The 17,987-nt window shown below is 44.1% G+C and carries 13 protein-coding genes and 1 pseudogene; 4 read left to right on the top strand and 10 right to left on the bottom strand.

Annotated elements, in window-relative coordinates:
• Nucleotides 1-67 precede the first annotated feature (67 nt).
• Nucleotides 68-211 (top strand): S-adenosylmethionine:tRNA ribosyltransferase-isomerase, encoded by a 144-nt coding sequence (locus H6F74_RS29200; RefSeq protein ID WP_199300866.1) that lies wholly within the window; start codon nucleotides 68-70, stop codon nucleotides 209-211.
• A gap of 38 nt (nucleotides 212-249) precedes the next feature.
• On the opposite strand, the gene H6F74_RS05520 is transcribed toward H6F74_RS29200, so the two are convergent.
• The 6 genes and pseudogenes from H6F74_RS05520 to murF form a co-directional block, all read right to left on the bottom strand.
• Nucleotides 250-1,458 carry a DUF3747 domain-containing protein gene (locus H6F74_RS05520; protein WP_190437456.1) on the bottom strand — a complete coding sequence of 403 codons (1,209 nt, stop codon included), beginning with the start codon at nucleotides 1,456-1,458 and terminating at the stop codon, nucleotides 250-252.
• 110 nt (nucleotides 1,459-1,568) lie between these two features.
• Nucleotides 1,569-4,037, bottom strand: coding sequence for a PAS domain S-box protein (locus H6F74_RS05515; RefSeq protein ID WP_199300864.1), 2,469 nt, complete (start codon nucleotides 4,035-4,037; stop codon nucleotides 1,569-1,571).
• Nucleotides 4,038-4,225: 188 nt separating this feature from the next.
• Complete coding sequence (locus H6F74_RS05510; RefSeq protein WP_190437453.1) at nucleotides 4,226-7,465, bottom strand: PAS domain S-box protein; 3,240 nt, start codon at nucleotides 7,463-7,465, stop codon at nucleotides 4,226-4,228.
• 36 nt (nucleotides 7,466-7,501) lie between these two features.
• Nucleotides 7,502-8,509 carry a BMP family protein gene (locus H6F74_RS05505; protein WP_190437450.1) on the bottom strand — a complete coding sequence of 336 codons (1,008 nt, stop codon included), beginning with the start codon at nucleotides 8,507-8,509 and terminating at the stop codon, nucleotides 7,502-7,504.
• A gap of 237 nt (nucleotides 8,510-8,746) precedes the next feature.
• A pseudogene (locus tag H6F74_RS30870) lies at nucleotides 8,747-9,285 on the bottom strand (3'-5' exonuclease).
• A gap of 73 nt (nucleotides 9,286-9,358) precedes the next feature.
• Nucleotides 9,359-10,714, bottom strand: coding sequence for a UDP-N-acetylmuramoyl-tripeptide--D-alanyl-D-alanine ligase (murF, locus tag H6F74_RS05495; protein ID WP_190437447.1), 1,356 nt, complete (start codon nucleotides 10,712-10,714; stop codon nucleotides 9,359-9,361).
• A 433-nt stretch (nucleotides 10,715-11,147) separates the two neighbouring features.
• Here murF and H6F74_RS05490 point away from each other — a divergent pair, with 433 nt between their 5' ends.
• From H6F74_RS05490 to rpsU, 3 genes are all read left to right on the top strand, one after another.
• A complete protein-coding gene (locus H6F74_RS05490) occupies nucleotides 11,148-12,428 on the top strand; it encodes a hypothetical protein (RefSeq protein WP_190437444.1) in 1,281 nt (426 codons plus the stop codon).
• A 244-nt stretch (nucleotides 12,429-12,672) separates the two neighbouring features.
• Nucleotides 12,673-12,987, top strand: coding sequence for an RNA-binding protein (locus H6F74_RS05485; protein ID WP_190437441.1), 315 nt, complete (start codon nucleotides 12,673-12,675; stop codon nucleotides 12,985-12,987).
• A 487-nt stretch (nucleotides 12,988-13,474) separates the two neighbouring features.
• Entirely contained in the window at nucleotides 13,475-13,657 is a 183-nt protein-coding gene (rpsU, locus tag H6F74_RS05480; protein WP_190437439.1) for a 30S ribosomal protein S21, read from the top strand.
• Nucleotides 13,658-13,748: 91 nt separating this feature from the next.
• Here rpsU and pth read toward each other — a convergent pair whose 3' ends face one another.
• The 4 genes from pth to H6F74_RS05460 form a co-directional block, all read right to left on the bottom strand.
• A complete protein-coding gene (gene pth, locus H6F74_RS05475) occupies nucleotides 13,749-14,396 on the bottom strand; it encodes an aminoacyl-tRNA hydrolase (protein WP_242017595.1) in 648 nt (215 codons plus the stop codon).
• A 46-nt stretch (nucleotides 14,397-14,442) separates the two neighbouring features.
• Complete coding sequence (hemJ, locus tag H6F74_RS05470; protein WP_190437436.1) at nucleotides 14,443-15,030, bottom strand: protoporphyrinogen oxidase HemJ; 588 nt, start codon at nucleotides 15,028-15,030, stop codon at nucleotides 14,443-14,445.
• Nucleotides 15,031-15,096: 66 nt separating this feature from the next.
• Nucleotides 15,097-15,321 (bottom strand): DUF2811 domain-containing protein, encoded by a 225-nt coding sequence (locus H6F74_RS05465; RefSeq protein WP_190427856.1) that lies wholly within the window; start codon nucleotides 15,319-15,321, stop codon nucleotides 15,097-15,099.
• A 551-nt stretch (nucleotides 15,322-15,872) separates the two neighbouring features.
• The gene (locus tag H6F74_RS05460; RefSeq protein ID WP_347269479.1) at nucleotides 15,873-17,498 is read right to left on the bottom strand and encodes an HD domain-containing phosphohydrolase; all 1,626 of its coding nucleotides are present in this window, start codon (nucleotides 17,496-17,498) and stop codon (nucleotides 15,873-15,875) included.
• Nucleotides 17,499-17,987: the final 489 nt, after the last annotated feature.

Genomic DNA, 17,987 nt, shown 5'->3' with positions numbered 1-17,987 from the left:
TGCCTCGCCTAAATCATACCCAGGAGTAACGCCTCTTAACAAGGATAAAATATTTCAATTACCAAGTGTGGGAACTACAGTGGTAAAGGCGTTGGAATCGGTAGCAGATGAGACTGGTTATATAAGTGCGGAAGATGGTTACACGCGGTTGCATATTACAAGCGATCGCAAGCCTAGAAGCGTGGATGGTTTATTACCTCGTTCCCAGTAGGGGATGGGAACGAGGATAAAGTTCCCAGTTCCAGCCCCTTATTCCGATTTAACGCAGTTAAGCATTCGCAAAGTGGCGGCGGCGGCGTAGTTGCGACGAGTGGGAGAGTTTGGCTCAAACTTGCTGCCAGTTTCATTTACTGGGGAGGCAACATTACAATAAGAAGACATTTGGTTAACCAGTGATGCTGCCCAGTGTTTTTCTGTGTCTGAGAAGGTTTTGGCTGAGTTCTTGACAGCAAGCTCTGTGGGGAGTCCGCGCATATTTTTCCCAAATTCCGCAGCACGTCGCAGCACTGCTAATAGTTCGGCTCTGGTGACTGGTTGGGTGGGTTTAAATGAGCCGTCTTGATAGCCACTGACAATTTTGTTATCCCGCGCCCATTGAATTTTAGCCGCACTCCAGCGCGTAGCATCGACATCGGGATATGGTCGGGATGATGCTCGCGCGGGAATTGTGACGTTAGCACTGGGTAGCTTGGTTAATGATTCCAATACCATAGATACCAGTTGTTCTCTAGTTAAAGAGACTTGGGGACGGAAGGTATTGTCTTCTTTGAACCCGGCGACGAATCCAAGGGATACTGCTTGTTCAATTTCTCTGGCGTAGACATCTGTGGCGATGTCTCCAAAGCTTGAGATTCCGCTTGGAGGTGTGGCAACATCGCCAAATCCGGGGGGTGGTGCTTGGTCGCTAGTAAGATAGACGTGACCTAGTGTTTTTCCGTTGAAGCTTCTTTTGGCAAACCGCCAAGCCGGATCGAGATTGATTTTCACGAAGCCGTCGTTGATGCCATTGGCTCTACCGATTTCGATGACGGGGGCGTTGCGATCGCTCAAATTTTTCCCAACTAGCACAAAGTCATTACCGCTTTTGACGATGTTGAAGCTGTACTTCAGTCCCAAATCTGTACCCGCCATCCGGATAGAATAGCCGTTGCTGTCCGTACTGCGTCCGCAAATGCCACTGAAGTCAAAGTTCACCAGCAGCGGATCTACTATGACGGGGGTGGCGCCGTTTTCGCTCCAGCACTGCTGCTTGTCTGATATCTGTTCCAAAATCAATAGTTGATGACTATTTGTGCCATAAGGTGCGGCTACGGCAATAAATTTAGATTGTTCAACTTCTTTTTGATCAAAAGTGGCAGCATGGCTGGGGTTTACGACATTTAGTGTTGAGACTACGGTGGCTATGGCTGCAATTGACCGCCGAAGTAGACGCTTGGAGGAGCTTGAAGTCAAAGTCATGGTGAGGAGCTTAATGATTCAGATGGATTTATCTTATTTAGATATGTGATAAAATTATCCGCTCAAAAGTTCCCACATTTTTTGCCGTCAGAATCGATGACCCAAAGCTGCTAGATGCCTTGTCGTTCTACGGTTGCCAAGGGTAAGGTGAACCAGAAAGTTGTCCCCCTATTGGGGCGACTGGTTACGCCAATTTGTCCACCGTGAGCAGTAATAATTTGCCGACACAGATGTAGTTTTAAACCAGTGCGTGTTGAGCAGCGAGATTGGGGATCGCGCACGTAGAGATCGAATAAGCGATCGCACTCTAGCTGGCTCATCCCTACACCGTCATCTTCCAGGGTGCAGCGGATTGTCTGATGCTCTACTGTAGCTTTGAGAGTCAGATTCAGTCCCGGTGGATTGTGTTTTAAGGTGGTAGTGAAGAGGGTTTCTAAAACTCGCTGTAGCTGAGTTGGATCTGCCATAACTAATGGTAAATTTGGATTTACCAAATTGGTCAGAGTTGCTTGATTTTGCGCCAGCAGCGGTTCTAAGTCTATGAGAATTGCTGGTAAAACTGTATTTAGTTGAACAAAGTTTTGCTGAATTACCACTCCCTGAACTTCCGTAGAATCGCTTTCAAGCAAGGAGTTAATCATACATAGTTGGCGCTCGTTGCCTTGAATCATTCGTTCTACAATAGAGCGAGAAATGGTTAATTTCTCTTCCGGCGAACCAAGCAAGTTTTTAAAAACCATTACAGTTCCTTGAACGGATGTGCGGAGGTCGTGAGAAACTGTATGTAAAACAACATCTTTAATGCGGTTTAGCTCTTGCAATTCCTGCATTTTTTGCTGTAACTGAATAGTGCGTTCTTCTACTTGGCGTTCCAGATTAGTATTCAGGGTTTGTACCTGTTGGAAAAGGCAAGATTGCTGAATAGCGATCGCTACCTGAATTCCCAGTTGATCTATCAAGTCGATTTCAAATTGCTGCCATTCACGAGGTGCAGAGCATTGATTGGCAATCAATAACCCAAACAGTTTTTCACCTAGCATAATCGGTACGCCAATACCAGCTTTTACTTGACAGCGGTGATAGTATTCTGCTAGAAACGGAGATTTGTTTATTGGGGTTGTATCGTTGATAACTCGAATGGAATTGCCACCAAAAATTTCCTTAACTTCCCTAAAAGCCATGTCATCCGTAACCCATCCCAAAATTGAATTAAAATTGGGATCTACAGATTCGGCTACGGCTCGTGCGTGTCCATTTTCATCAAAGTAACTGATGAAGACGCGATCGGCTTGCAAAAATTGTCGGACTTCCGCTACAGTAGTGTTAAGAATTTCATTTAGATCCAGCGATCGTCTAATTTTTAAAGCAATCTCATAAAGTAAGCGATTGCGCTCGGCTGCGACTCTAACCAGAGCTTCAGCAGCTTTGCGCTCAGTTATATCAGTAACTACAGCAAGCACGGATGACTCGCCGTTAATATTAACAAGTTCTGCTGACAAGAGGGCTGCTACAACTTCGCCACACTTTTTGCGAAACTGACATTCTAGGTTGTGAACTGCACCTTGTTCTAGCAATATTTCTAGCATTTTTATACGTTCTTCTGGATTTACCCAGGTATTTATCTCAGCTACAGTATGCCCAATTACCTCTTCCCGAAGATAACCACTAAGCTCCAGAAAGTTATCATTAACCTCCAGATAGCGTCCTTCTTTAAATGTAGTAATACTGATACAATCAGGACTATGACGAAAGGCTATGGAAAATTTTTCTTCTGAGAGCAAAAGCGCTTCCTCCGACGCTTTCCGCTCAGTAATATCTATCAGCAAACCATTCCAAAATATATCGCCATTCGCCTGCACAATAGGGCGGGTAGCCCCTTGCAACCATTTCAGCTTACCTGATTTGGTAATTACCCGACCTTCCCAGATCCACGGCTGTAAGTTATCCGCCGAATCAATCAGCGATTGTTCATAAGATTCCCGATCTTCAGGGTGAACCAGATTCCTAAACAAAATTAGGTTAGAGCGAGCTGAATGGGATGTTAATTCTAATAATTCTTCACAGCTTGCATGGGCAAATAGTAACCATCGAGAGTTATCGTTACGCTCTATAAGCTTAAAAATTATTCCGAGCTTGTTGGCGGCAATTTTGTTTAATTCTGGGACAGATTGGGAGATTGAGGCTTCTGTTGGGAGGAAATCCCAAGAATGAGTGACTTGTGACTGAAAATCTGTGTTAATTTGTGTTGATGGCAGACTGATATCCAACCCGGTTAGCCCATCATTAAAACACCGCGCCCCCAGTCCCTCTGGACAAGCGGAGAGGGGAGTCGGAGGCGGGGTGAGGTTCTTCGCGGCTGGTTCATGAAGCTGATTTGGTATAGCTATTTCCTCAATACTTTGCCCAGCCAAAGTTAGGAGGTGTTTAAGTTCTTCAAAAGCGGCTTCATTTCGGCAACAATTCCGTAAAGCTTGTAAATACTCTAAATTAGAAATCATATTTTCTCGATAGCATTTAATGAGTGACAGATGAGCAGCAAGTGGCGCAGTTTCATTAGTCACAACTTTTTTTTTTAACATGGAATTTTCCTGCACGTACACTTCTACTTTTCCAAGTTAATAGAAGAGGTCGCGATCGCGCTTCGTGCTGCTGACTCACCCGATTGGGTGATTTTTAGCCAGTCACTCATAACCTGCAAGGCCAAAGCATTTGCGTATAACAATTTACAACTTACCGATAATCCATCTGCGCGAATGCTTCTCCCCTACTAATTACCTACTTCTTCAGTAGAAGACGCGAACAGGGGTAATGTGAACCAAAAAGTTGCTCCGGCTCCGGGGGCGCTAATAGCACCAATTTGTCCGCCATGAGCTGTGATGATTTGCCGACAAAGGTATAACCCTAGACCGATGCCAGTTGAACGGGCGCGGGAACCGCGAACATAACGCTCGAACAGGTGATCGCACGCTTCGGGGTTCATTCCCACGCCGTTATCAGCAACGGTACAATGAACCATTTCTTCCTCAACTGTGGCTTGCAGGGTGAGAATGAGTCCAGGTGGGTTATGATTTAGGGCATTGGTGAGCAGATTTTCAAATACCCGCCTCAGCTGCAATGGATCTGCTGTCACGCCTGGTAAAGAAGCTGGAACTAAGTTGTTCAGGGTAGCTTGATTTTTCAGGAGCAGTGGTTCCATGTCTTGAGCGATCGCGGAAGTTAGCTTACCCAGTTGTACTAGCTGGTAATTGAGGATAACGCCCCGAACTTCGCTGGAGTGGGTTTCGAGGAGAGAGTTAATCAAACTCAGTTGGCGATCGCTACTTTGGATCATTCGCTCTAAAATTGAGCGAGAAATCGGGATTGTTTCCCCTGATTTATTTAATAAATTATTTACGACTAAAGACATACCCATAATCGGGGTACGCAAATCGTGAGAAACTGCGTGTAAAAACTCATCTTTGAGTTCATTTAGCTCTTTGAGTTCCTGCATTTTTTGAGAAAGTTGAGCAGTACGTTCCTCCACTTTACGTTCTAACCGAGCATTTAGCTCCTGTACCTCTTGGTAGAGTTTTGCTTGTTTAATAGCTATAGTCACTTGCGTTCCCAATGATGATAGCAAATCAATTTCAGATTGTTGCCAGTCACGCGGTGACGTACATTGATCGACTATCAACAGTCCCCAAGGTTCCTCATCCAGAATAATTGGTACAGCCAAGAAAGCTCTAATTTGATAATTATTAAAATCTTCTGCAACAACTGAAGAAATCTCTATTTCAGAGGTATCTCTGACAACATGGACAGATTTATTTTCAAAAACTTTCTTAATTGCTTGATAATGTTCTTCATTTTTAGGAGTCCATTCTTGAATAGGTCGCCACGGCGGAATAACCGACTCAGCAACAACCTGAAAATCGTCATAGATACGACTGATAAAAACCCGATCTGCTGAAAGAAAATTTCGGACTTCGCTGACAGTAGTATCTAAAATTTGCTGGAGATCGAGGGATTGACGAATCCGCAAAGCAATGACCCCAAGTAAGCGATCGCGTTCTAAAGCGTCGCGTAGTTGCGCGTCCGCAGCTTTGCGTTCGGTGATATCGTTAACAACAGCCAACACGCATAATTCATCGCCAAAATTAATAATTTCTGCTGAGAGTAAACCTATAGCCACCTCACCAGACTTTTTGCGAAACTCACATTCTAAATTGCGAATATTTCCCGCCTCTTGCAACATATCTATCATCTTAAGACGGTCTTCCGGATTGTTCCATATATTTAATTCAATGGCGGTATGTCCAATTAGCTCTTCACGAGTGTAACCAGTCGTTCGTAAAAGACTTTCATTAATTTCTACATAGCGTCCATCTTTGATCGTACTGATAGCAATCGAATCTGGACTAGAAAGAAAAGCTTTAGAAAACTTTTCTTCTGAAAGTAACAACGCCTCTTCCGCGCGTTTACGTTCAGTAATGTCAATTCCGGTGCCAATCATATATTTGATTGAACCATCAGCATCGAGTAGAACAGTAGTTGACCAACTAATTAGCCGCCGCCTTCCATCCCTCGTAGTCCAATAATTATCGTAGGTTTTGGGAAAATTACCAGTGTGCAACTGATCGAAAATATCTTTAATAGATTTTGCTTCCTCTGGAATTAGAAAAATATCCCAAAAAGGCTGATCTTTTACCTCTGCAAACGAGTAATCAGTTATTTCTTCACAAGCTGTATTAAACCGAATAATTCGCCCTTGTCTATCAACCACAATTACTAAAGCACCAGCTGTATCCAGAATTGCCGAAACAAAATTGCGCTCCTTACGCAACTCTTTAATCAGTCCGCGCAACTGAGCTGTCATTTCATTGAAAGTTGTTGCTAATACCCCCATTTCGTTGTGACGGTTAACTGTCACCTGGGTATCCAAATTTCCCGCGCTAATTTTAGCTGCTGCCTGCGTCAAACGCTGCAAAGGCGATACAATTTGCCGAGAGAAGAACCAACCTAACTCAGCCGCAACTACCATCGCCACGCTCAAGGCTATACCCATCACGAAAAGCATTCTCTGCACAGGAGCGTAAGCTTCAGCCGTAGGAAGTTCTACCACCACCTTCCAGCGTACACTGCGAATGGGCGCGATCGCGCCCACCACTTCCACCCCTTTCAACCCCTGATAATTCTTTAGAGTTTTCGCACCCTTCAATTTTGTTAATGTTTTGATAAAACCGTAGTTTGAAATATCGTGTAACTTATAATTATTAGGTGCTATCCCTTTCTCAGCAATTAAATACTTGCGGTTATCAATTACATAAGTGTAACCAGTTTTACCAACATCGATTTGAGATACAATAAACCAGAGAAAGTTTAAATTAATCCGCGCCATCAAAACGCCATCTACTACATCCTGCCGGTTACGAATTGGTAACGCTAAGGTAACAACTGGAAGCTTTGTAGCAGCGTCCATTCTAACTGGACTAACAATGTCTTCTCTTTGTTTAAAAGCCCGCCCAAATGAGCGGTAATCATCCGGGTGAGAGAATTTTGAATCATCATAAGGAGAATACTCAGAAACAACCTCACCATTTTTATTGAAAATCGCCACTTTTTCATAAGCACTATTATGGCGCGTCAGCGCTTCCAACAAAGTTTGCTGAATTTCCGGTGAAAAATCCGTCAAGCCTTGCACTCTAGCAAGGTAACTCAGTTTACGCTGCAAGTCATCCAAGTAAGCATTAATCTCGCCAGCAGCCACCAAACTTCGCTCTTGCTGGGCGACTTCTACCTGTTCTATTTGAGCCTGGAAGCTCAGGGAAATTAACATTCCCGATGTGATTAATAAAGCTAAAACTACTAGCAGTACCAAACCATATCTAAGTTGATTGGCAATAGAAAAAAAACCAGAGAGAGGCGAAGCCCTATCCATTCGTAGAGGCAATTCATAACTTGCCCCTAGCCGTGAACCACTGCTTTTATTCTGTTGGTTCATCGTGCCTCCTTTAGAAATCTCTTTCACCCACTAATTCCTTTAAATTTAAGTAATAACTAATAACTAATGTGTAGCATCGATTTTCCCAGTAATGATGTCTTCCTTGAGCGAGTTTATAAGTTCCTCTTGTTTTGGAGTAAGCGAACCATAGAAAGGAGTCAAATCTTGGGTTTCCTCTTGCAACCCGAATTTATACTGCTTGCCCTCCCAACGCCCTTGCTCTACCAAAGTTGCTCCTTCGAGCATTACCATAGGAACCTGCTGCATGGCATTGGTTAAAATCATTTTTGGGGGTGGTTTTTGTTGCTCTGGAAGCCCAGGAATGGCATGATTCCATCTAATAGCATAAACCCCTTTATTTTCAGCAGCAACTTTTATAACACCTTTATAAGCAGTATCTGCATTGACCGTTATGATATCAACGCCTTTCGCCACTAGCTTTTGGGAAATTCGGCTGGCTTTGTCTGCATCTGTCCAACTTCCCACCCAATCGATGAATACTTCGGCTGAGGGGTTAATTTTCTTAACGCCTCGTTCAAATAAGGTAGCCTCCTCTTCCAAACTTTCATATTTTTCGCCGCCAATGTAAGCAACTTTATTAGTTTTTGTTTTCAGCGCTGATACCACTCCCGTTAAATACCCCAATTCACCAGCCCGAAACGCCAAAGCGCCAAAATTTTTATTGTTGCCAGCATCACTACTCATAACCGCAAATTTATTACGGGGAAATTCTGCGGATACGACTTTAGCGGCGGCGATATATTCTCCACCATGACCGATGATAAAATCAAAACCTTTTTTAGCATATTGACGAAAAAGTTTTTCAGCATCGGCTTCTGGCACACTGTCAGCATAAGCCACCTCAGCGCCAAGTTCTTTTTCAATTAACTTTAATCCTTCGTAACCTGATTGATTCCAAGCTTTGTCATCCACAGCTCCGGGAAAAATCGCCGCTACCTTAAAAGCACCCAGACCCGGTTTCACTTGGGCGGTTCGTGTAATGTCGCTTGCAGTTGTAGCGCAGGCTACCAGCAGCAAGGTTAAAAGCAGACAAATAATTTTCTTAGTCATTAGTCATAGGCCATTGGTTATTAGTTATTAGCCATCCTTAATAGACAGCTGGCAACTTTGGATTTTATCGAGTTTCACCCGGATAGCCCAACCGGGTGCAGTGCTTTGTAATGGAGCAAATGCTATTATGCCTATGATTTCTTAAATTGTCTATTTTTGTTCCTAGGCTGAGCCTGGGAACAAGAATTAACTCTTCAAACGTGGTGTATCAAAATGCTAATTAACATTTCTTGTTTGTCATACTAATCTTGACAATATAGCGGCTATATTCCAAGCATCATCGCCTCCTCTATGATGAGTTCCTTCAAGGGGTAATTTCAATATTTCTAGGGCTATGTCCATTCCTACTTCTTCAGGCAAAGTATGAATAAGGCTAAAAAGTGTTTTTACATTGATGTGTCTGGAACCAAAAGGATATTTTATAGAATGAGATTGGCACTGTTTTTGAAATTGGTTTCTATCGTAGTCCCCGTAGCTTGCCCAAACTCGCTGCTGAGTTAGGTATTTTTTTTTAGAATTGAACAAGCCTCTGCAAAGGGTAGCCCTTGATTAACTTGCTCTTGGGTTAAAGTTGTTAAATTGGTGCAAAATTCACTTATTTGGGAGCGTTCGGGTTTCACGAGTATACTTTCTTTTTCCAGTCTTTCTCCAGAAGGGACATCAAGCGGACAAATACCAATTTCGATGATTTCGCTTTCTTGCCCTTCTGGTGGTTTTTTTTCCCAGCAAGTTGATTCAATATCAACCACAATGATTTGATCTAATTTCTTAGCCACTTTAGATTGACTCCTTGCTTGGGACGGATACCCCTTGTGGGTGTCCTTACGATATTTTGGTGGATGATATTAATTAGGCAGTAAATTCAGCACGAAACTGATTTACAACTCGATCGAGTGCTACGGAATGGGAGGCTTTGAAGAGGATGCGATCGCTTTCTTCTACCATTTCTTTCAAACGCTCTACAATAGCTTGATGTGTTGTAAAGCACTCTGCTGGTAAAGGTGCAGCACCAAGCGCGATCGCTTCTGCTTCTTTATCGTCTACCAAAATCAGCAAAGCGTCGAGATTTAGCTTTCGCGCCGCCTCTCCAACTGCGAAGTGAAATTCGGGACTTTGCTCTCCCAATTCCTTCATCGTCCCCAAAACTGCAATATGCCTTTTCCCCGGAGTCTCTGCCAACAATTGCAGTGCTGCCAGCATAGATTCTAAGCCAGCATTGTAAGTTTCATCGAGAATTACAACGTCGTTGGGCAAATTGTAGCGCTGCGCCCTCCCAGAAGGCAAATTAACCGCCAAACCAGCCTTAAACGGTGTCCAGTCTACTTGGAGAATTTTAGCCACCGCTAAGGCTGCTAGGAAATTAGACGCATTGTGTCGTCCCGGTAACGGTAAAGGTAGCCGCATCCCGTCAACCAATAATGTCTCGTTATCAATTAACTCGCCGCGCACGTCTCCACCTTCCAAACCGTAGGTAACGGTTTGCCCTTGCCAAACCCCGGCGGCTGTTTCCATGAGGCGGCGGTCGTCGTGGTTAAGAACAGCGATGCTGCTGGAGGGCATTTCAGCGAGTAATTCACATTTTGCTTGTGCGATCGCTTCTTTTGAACCCAGCCGCCCAATATGCGCTGTACCCACATTAGTAATTACCCCAATTGTCGGACACGCAATCTGTGTTAACAGTGCAATTTCACCTTTTGCCCGCATCGCCATTTCAATTACGGCATAGTCATGAATCGGTGACATTTCTAATAAAGTTTTGGGAACGCCGATTTCATTGTTGTAATTGAATAAAGTTTTATGAATATTCCCTTGGGTAGAGGACAAAACTGCCGAAACTAATTCTTTAGTAGTAGTTTTACCGCAGGAGCCAGTTATGCCAATTACTGGTATTTTCAATTGCGATCGCCACCACCGAGCGATCGCCTGATATGCTGTCAACGTGTCTTTTACGTGTAATTGCGGAATAGCCCCAGGCATTTTGTAGTCTGTAATGACAGCGATCGCACCTTTTCTAAAGGCAGTTTCCACAAATTCATGTCCATCAAACTTCTCTCCACGCAGTGCCACAAACACTTCTCCCGCTTTTAGAGTGCGTGTGTCGGTTGTAATCCCTGCAACATCTGCCGCTAAGAGATCGTCAGATAAGTTTACTGAACCTGCCGCTATAATTTCAGCCAGTTGCGAGAGGAGGACGTGAAAAGACATACAGCTTAAATTCAAACTTCAATGAGATTAATCCTAATCATGCACCAATCCCAGCACCACAACAAAATAGGCATCTTTATCAGTGACTTACATCACATTCAGCCACTCTTGGGTCTACCTACCGTAGATATAGATTTTTGAGAGGTTAACTTGATGCTTTGCGGAAACTATACAGTTACTTCACAAAAAATTCATAATATTGCCGCAAATTTGCTGAGCCATTTAAAGAGTTAGTCAAGATATGCTCTAATTGGGCGAAAATCTCTTAGCTTATAGGAGTATAGAGTATAGCCCCCAAAATCAGGGTTTTGTTTAGGGTGCCTCTTGTTATCTAGCGTCTACTACATCACAGTTCAATTTGCAATCTACACTGACTTAACGGAACTAATATACACTTAGCCCTAACATTTGCACGTAGGGGGGCTTTCTTGACGTGACTACCTGGACAGACTGTTACCATCGACAAACTAGCATTGAAGAGCAGCAGCTTTACGAGCATCTGCTTCACTGGGTACAAGAAGAGTCACCCAGTCGGATGATCGAGCGATTTCGTCAGCTATTTATGGATGGAGTGGGATACTCCGAGCCAAAAATTTGGATGGCTCTGGAGAGGATTGCTAGTTCCAAGCAGGCTGAGCAGGAATTTCGGTTTATTATCAATCGCTGCTGCCACATTCTGATCAATCGCTGGCAGATGCACCCGCAACTCCAAGCGTCTATCCCCGATTTGGTAGATATATTTGAGCATCCTCCAAGTGTGGGAACGGTTCGCTCCCGCTCAGCAAGGCGGTTCCGAGAACTGGTGAGGATTTTTAACCAGACGGAGCAATATCTGACGCTGCGCCGCCTAGCTCAAGTTATGACTGAAGCGGCAGAGGCGAATGGCAATGGCTCTAAGCCTTTGGGTAGCTTAATTCGCAGGTATCCATACTTATACGAACATTGCCTGCTGAGTGAAGATAGTTCTTACGAACATCAGCAAACCGTCAGGGCAATTCAGTCTCGGATTCAGCGAGATTTTGAAGTTGATCTGTCTCAGTATGTGACTTATCAAGTGCGACGAGCGCAAATGTCACGTAAGACTTCCCCAGTCGGAGCTGAGCGAATTATACAGCCAGTACATAATCCAACGTTACTAAGCGATCGCGAACTGGGTGTTGCTCTCAAGCAATTTGTCGGCAAAGTCGAAGGCTCCCATACCTATCGGGATTTATCCCAAAGCTTTATTACCCACACTAGCCAGACACCCTCGTATAGAGCTTTTAAATGGGATTTATACGAATACTTGACATCTTCTATTGACCCTGAATATGGCAAACGTCAGTTTAATGACCGACTGTATGCCCAACTAAAGAACACTTTGCCCAGTAGCGATTGCCAAAGACCCAGCGAATTTCTGATCGTGCGTACTTGCAGCCAGATTTTGAACTTCTTAGTAGTGGAAAGTCCGCAGCGACCGAATCACTATGTGTTTGTGGATCTGATTACCAACCTGGGGGCAACTTGCACAATCGGTATGCTTTTGAAAATCGTGCTACTGTGCCGCAAAGTCAAGCCCTATTTAGAAAAGCGATTTTCAATTCTTTTTAACCACTACGAAGCTTACGCCAGGGATGGTGTACCGTGGTTAGTCAAATCTCTAGAAAATATGAATGTGGCTTTGAGTCTTCACTTTGGGGATGCTGATGTTTCCTGTCTGAGCCACATTATGTAATTTAAAATCAGATTTGTTATTTTTTTATTCGGTCGGGCGCACGAAAGCGCTCGCCAGTTTTGTTAAATCCTGCAAAGTAGGCAGGTTAAGTTTATTGTAATAAAATAGTTTGTGCTATAATATCGCTCGTGAATCTGGATCGGCGGAAAGCTTTGTTTAATGCACAGCAAGTTTATTTATCTGTGTCGGCAGGCAAACCTCCGAAACTGAGTCTCTCAAAATATTGAATGTTGGAGTTATTTCCGTGTCGATATATGTAGGGAACCTATCCTACGAAGTTACGCAAGACGACCTCACATCTGTATTTACAGACTACGGAACCGTTAAACGGGTTCAATTGCCTACGGATCGCGAAACAGGGCGGATGCGTGGCTTTGGGTTTGTTGAAATGGCAACAGATGCTGAAGAAGAAGCTGCGATTGAAGCTTTAGATGGAGCAGAATGGATGGGCCGCACCCTGAAAGTGAATAAAGCCAAACCCCGTGAAGATGGGGGTGGGGGTCGTCCGGCAGGAAGCCGGGGCGGCCCGGAGGGCCCAAAATTCTCTTCCCGGCGTTGACTCAAAATTGTGTAAAGATATGCCCGCCATTGGCCGACAACACCAGATGTGGTGTGAAATGGGATGCTGGGCGCTCGTGGTAAAATTAATGCAATTCAGGGCGGATTGGATTAAAGTGCGATCGCCCTTTGGGGGGTGGAGATATCTTAGGATAAAACCGACTGAATAAGGTAGGGCTGCTCCTGTAAGTCCTAGACCCGCTACAAAGCTAGAGCTAAACGCTTTGTGGGGTAAAAGAAAAAGTAGGCAAAAAGCTTCAAATCAATACCTACACTACAGAAATGGTCTGCAAGTATGTAGGAAAGTCGGGAGACGGCACTGCCGGATTTACCCGAAGAATGCAAGACTTTGGCTACTAAGAGCAGCTTCGCTAAGCTTCTCTAGGGAGCAAAAACCGCGACCCAGGTATTAAAACATAGAACAAGTGGTCGTGGGTGACACTCACACTAACAGTCAATCAATCAACATTAGCGAGGAATCAACAATAATGACCCAAGTGGTTTTAGGTGAAAGTGAAGGAATAGAATCAGCACTGCGGCGCTTTAAGCGGCAAGTCTCCAAAGCGGGGATATTAGCAGATGCAAGGTATCGGCGGCACTTTGAAACTCCCCTAGAGAAGCGTAAGCGCAAGGCAACTGCTGCGCGCCGCAAAACAAGACGTTTTCGTTAAGGCGACTTCTTTTAAGGCAAAAAGCAATACGGTTCACTGAAGAATAGTTACAGGTTTTGGATTTTAACTTCTTGGTGAACCGTATTGTTTTCTAAGGCGAATTGGGGATAACAGAGCGGTTATTGAAAAGACTCATAGCCTTCTCAACCCCTTGCTTGAGGCTTACTTCCACTGACTGAGTTACCAGTTGCAGGACATCAGACAAAACTTGATTTTCAGCAGAGGAAAATTTACCCAGGACGTGAGCAACCGTGTCCTGTTCTGCTTTGGTTTTGCCAATACCGATCCGCAGACGGGGGAAATCTTGACTACCGAGATGGGCAATCGCTGACTTCATCCCGTTGTGTCCGCCCGCCGAACCCGAAAGGCGCAGGCGAATCTTCCCCAGAGGTAAATCCATATCGTCGTAAATCACCAGCACCGACTCTGGGGGAATCTTATACCAATCAACACAAGCGCGAATTGCCTGTCCTGAGAGATTCATGTAAGTGAGCGGCTTAAGTAATCTTATCTTGTCTCCGTGTAATCCGCGCCCTTCGCCAAACTGCGCCTGGAACTTGCGATTTTCACTCAAAGGAATTTGCCAAGAACGGGCCAGGACATCAACCGCATCAAAACCAATGTTGTGCCGCGTTTTGTCATACTTAGGTTCTGGATTCCCCAAACCAACAATTAACTGGGGAATTACTAATGCGGGTGTTGCATCTGGGTTATCAGCGGTCATTTGTCTATTGTTCATTGTCAATTGCTAGTAATCACTAAACGGTAGCGATCGCACCCTCGTTTTATATTGTTTGTTGCGCCTCTTGTTGGGGAACCTCATTCTGGAGTTTTTCTTGATCCCGCTTACGCTTTTTCGCATACAACTGAATAGTAGCTGCCATAGTAATAATTAAACCCACGACCGTCCAAGTGGTGATATCTAAAGGCAGACTATTTTTAAACACAGCCAGCAAAACAATTACAACTAGCAGTAAAGTAGGGGCTTCATTCAAAGCCCGTAACTGCTGACTACTCCAAGTGCATCGATCTTCGGCTAACTGTTTGAGGAGACGACCACAATAATGATGGTAGCCAATTAAAACAACCACCAAACCGAGTTTGATATGCAACCAAGTTTGCTTGAGAACTTCAGGTTCAGTAGTAACGATACCAATCGCCATCGCTACCGTCACTATCATTCCTGGTGTCGTGATGATTTTGTAAAGGCGTTTTTCCATAATCTGATACTGATTCTTCAGAATCGTTTGGGCAGGTTCTGGCTGCTCACCCGCCTCTACGTGATAGATAAAGAGACGTACCAGGTAAAACAAGCCTGCAAACCAGACCACAAAGCCGACAATGTGAAAAGCCTTATACCAGAAATAAGCCATTAATCGTGTCCTCTACAGTCAAATCCGACAATATCAACAAGTTTTTGTTAGATCCAGCGCTATTTCTCAAACTGTATGCTGGAAAAGGGTTTCCAGATAAACCCGTGCTGCTTTGCGATAACTTTGCGAAGCTTCTGGGCTGTTGCCATTACCATTTTGCAGCAAGAATAGGGACAGCGCTGCGGCAAAAACGCGATCGTGATCCCAATCAGGATGAGTTTCTAGGTAGTTTTTGAGAGATTCGTGTAGTTCTTCAGGGATTTCTGCCAGGATACTGATTGTTGCGTTCATAGAACTCCTTTCTGTGGTCTGTGGTCTGTGGTCAGCTAAGAGTTGGAAAGTTGAAACGTTTCAACTCTTACGGACAACTGACTGTCGCATCATTGTCGGCTTCTCTTCCCCACCCTGTCAATGCTGCGAAATGTTACAGTCACCTGTACGCAAAAAAAATATTCACGAGAGAATCAGCTTTTTCGGTCGCTTTTTGTTACCTATCTTTACTAAAACTCAGTCCATCCCAGGCGAGTCAGTATCTTTTTAAAAATCCCCACTAGAACTGCAAGACCCGATCCGACCGTTAAACCCTGTGGAAAACTTCTCTTAACCTGTGGAAAAAGTTGAACGGCTTTGTGGAAACGTTGGGGAATAGGTGGGGAAAATTTGGGTTAAAGATAAGAATTGCAAAGTCATCAATTATTATTAGTCTGTAGCACAGGCGCGATGTCTGTGGCATTAGTTATTAACAAGTTTTCGGTAATTAGGGCGAAAATGTGACAAAAATTGCCAAATGGCGATTCGGGGCGTGAGAGCCAGATCCAGGCTGAATACCGCCGTGTTCGCCCCTAAGCTGCTGAATGAGCTTCAATTGAGAGGGTGTGACCCAAAGCAGCAAAAACATGGCGTTGCTCGAACAGGGTGACTAGATCGGTGTTGATTTTGCTTTGAGCTGCTTCTGCTCTGAGAATGGCGATCGCGTTTTCAACAGGCAATCGACGTTTATAAGGGCGATCGCTTGCTGTGAGTGCATCGTAAATATCTGCAATCGTCAAAATCTGGGTTTGAATGGGAATTTCTGCCTGTGTTAAGGCTTGGGGATAGCCACTACCATCGAGTTTTTCGTGATGCAAAGCAGCAATCAGAGGAACATTTTTTAGATGCTTTGTCCAGGGAATCCGCTTGAGAAATTCGTAGGTGTGGGTGACGTGGGCTTCGATTATCGAGCGCTCTGCGGTTGTCAAATTACCTCTAGGCACCATAAGTTGAGACAATTCTGGAGGTGACATCAGCGGCTTCATCTCACCATCTACATCTTGATAGGTGTATTCAGACAACTCTCTGAGTCGTTCTGGAAGCTCTTGGGCTAGAATATGGGGTTCGTTTGCTTCTAGTAATAGCTGCCAATATTCATTGAGTTTAGCGATCGCATCTTCAACTTGGCTATCTAATTGTTGCAGTTGTTGGCAGTGGGAACAGACGTTTTCGGAATCATTGTGGCGGTGGCTGGGATGCTCAATTAAATATTTAAACTTACTCTGGGCGCATTCCATTTCTAAGGTGCGCTGCGCTACAGCAAAGCGGTTACGAATCACCTCCAGCTGGGCTGGATAAAGTTTTTTCTGCTTGCCTAAAATAGCTTCTGGTGTACTTACTTTGCCAAAGTCATGCAACAGTGCTGCATAACGAATTTCTTGGATTTGGCGATCGCTAAAATAAATCAACCGCAATGGCCCTGTGGTGACTGTACTCGTTTCTTGAGCCAGACGCACCACCAAGTCTGCAACTCGCTCAGAATGCCCCGATGTTGTGGGATCTCGCGCTTCAATAATCTGAACAGAAGCTCTGACAAAGCCCTCGAACAGATTTTCAATACTCTTTTGTAATTGATTGCGTTCAATAGAGATCGCCGCCTGAGAAGCAAGACTTCGCACAACGTATTCTTCCCAAGCCGAATAAGGTTGAGTAACATCCCGCACATTTTCCGGAGTTACAACCGCGTTAATATTAATTTTGCGATTGATCAGCTGAAGCACCCCGATAATTTCTCCTTCAGCGTCTTGCATTGGCAGCACCAACACTGAGCGCGTGTGGTAGGGAATACTGCGGTCAAAACTGCGATCCAGCTGGTAGGGAACATCTGGAGGTAAATTATAAGCATCTGGCAAATTTAAGCTTTCACCCGTCAGCGCCACGTACCCCGCCAAACTTTTTGGAGTTAACGGCACGCAGAACTCTCGAAAGGAATCGCTCGATCGAGAATCATTCTGGGCGACCTTAAATACCAACTTGGGAGTGTCTCCAGTTCGATCTATTAAATAAACGCTTCCCGCATCGCTACAAGTAATCTCCCGACTCTTAGATAAAATCAGATTTAGTAATTCTCCTAAATCTTGACTGCCCGAAAGTGCTGTCCCTATCGCCAAAAGTTGCTCAATTAGTTCTGCTGGTTGCTCTATTTGGGGCAGATACATCTGGTTTTTAGTTGTTGTCTGGCAATGGGAAACCGTCATAGTTATTGCACCCTTTGATTACAGTCAAGTTATTTTACTTATAAAAATTTTTCCCTGCTCAACTTCTAACTAGCGAGGGGCAAAGATCGGTTTATTTTGGCCGTCTTTGATTTCATCTGTTAACCTACTAATATCTCAGCTTAATTTTCCCTGTTAACCACTCAATGCTTCTTATATTACTATCATCTGCTATTAGTCATCATCTATTAGCATAATTTTTAAAGAAATGATGAAACATTCACCATCAATTATAAAGAATAAATAAATATTTTTTTAAGGTGTGCAAAAAAGAACAAATAAAATTAGGGAAAGGAAAACTTTATCCTCTCAGGATATTTCAATAGATGAAAATTGTAAATTACTTAACTGTCTTCCTTTCCTGATCCGCCGGGGGCGCGAATATTAGTTGGAGGACGTTTCGTAATTTACGCGCAATGCCTCCCTCCACCA

Origin of the sequence: Trichocoleus sp. FACHB-90, assembly GCF_014695505.1 — a bacterium.
GTDB lineage: Bacteria > Cyanobacteriota > Cyanobacteriia > Cyanobacteriales > FACHB-T130 > Funiculus > Funiculus sociatus.
The sequence above is the reverse complement of the archived record's forward strand: the minus strand, read 5'-3'. Positions and strand labels throughout refer to the sequence as shown.

What these genes read in the sequence shown, in the direction of transcription:
- H6F74_RS05520 (WP_190437456.1), bottom strand. Translation starts at nt 1,458, where the DNA reads ATGACTTTGACTTCAAGCTCCTCCAAGCGTCTACTTCGGCGGTCAATT.
- H6F74_RS05515 (WP_199300864.1), bottom strand. Translation starts at nt 4,037, where the DNA reads ATGTTAAAAAAAAAAGTTGTGACTAATGAAACTGCGCCACTTGCTGCT.
- H6F74_RS05505 (WP_190437450.1), bottom strand. Translation starts at nt 8,509, where the DNA reads ATGACTAAGAAAATTATTTGTCTGCTTTTAACCTTGCTGCTGGTAGCC.
- murF (WP_190437447.1), bottom strand. Translation starts at nt 10,714, where the DNA reads ATGTCTTTTCACGTCCTCCTCTCGCAACTGGCTGAAATTATAGCGGCA.
- rpsU (WP_190437439.1), top strand. Translation starts at nt 13,475, where the DNA reads ATGACCCAAGTGGTTTTAGGTGAAAGTGAAGGAATAGAATCAGCACTG.
- pth (WP_242017595.1), bottom strand. Translation starts at nt 14,396, where the DNA reads ATGAACAATAGACAAATGACCGCTGATAACCCAGATGCAACACCCGCA.
- hemJ (WP_190437436.1), bottom strand. Translation starts at nt 15,030, where the DNA reads ATGGCTTATTTCTGGTATAAGGCTTTTCACATTGTCGGCTTTGTGGTC.
- H6F74_RS05465 (WP_190427856.1), bottom strand. Translation starts at nt 15,321, where the DNA reads ATGAACGCAACAATCAGTATCCTGGCAGAAATCCCTGAAGAACTACAC.
- H6F74_RS05460 (WP_347269479.1), bottom strand. Translation starts at nt 17,498, where the DNA reads ATGTATCTGCCCCAAATAGAGCAACCAGCAGAACTAATTGAGCAACTT.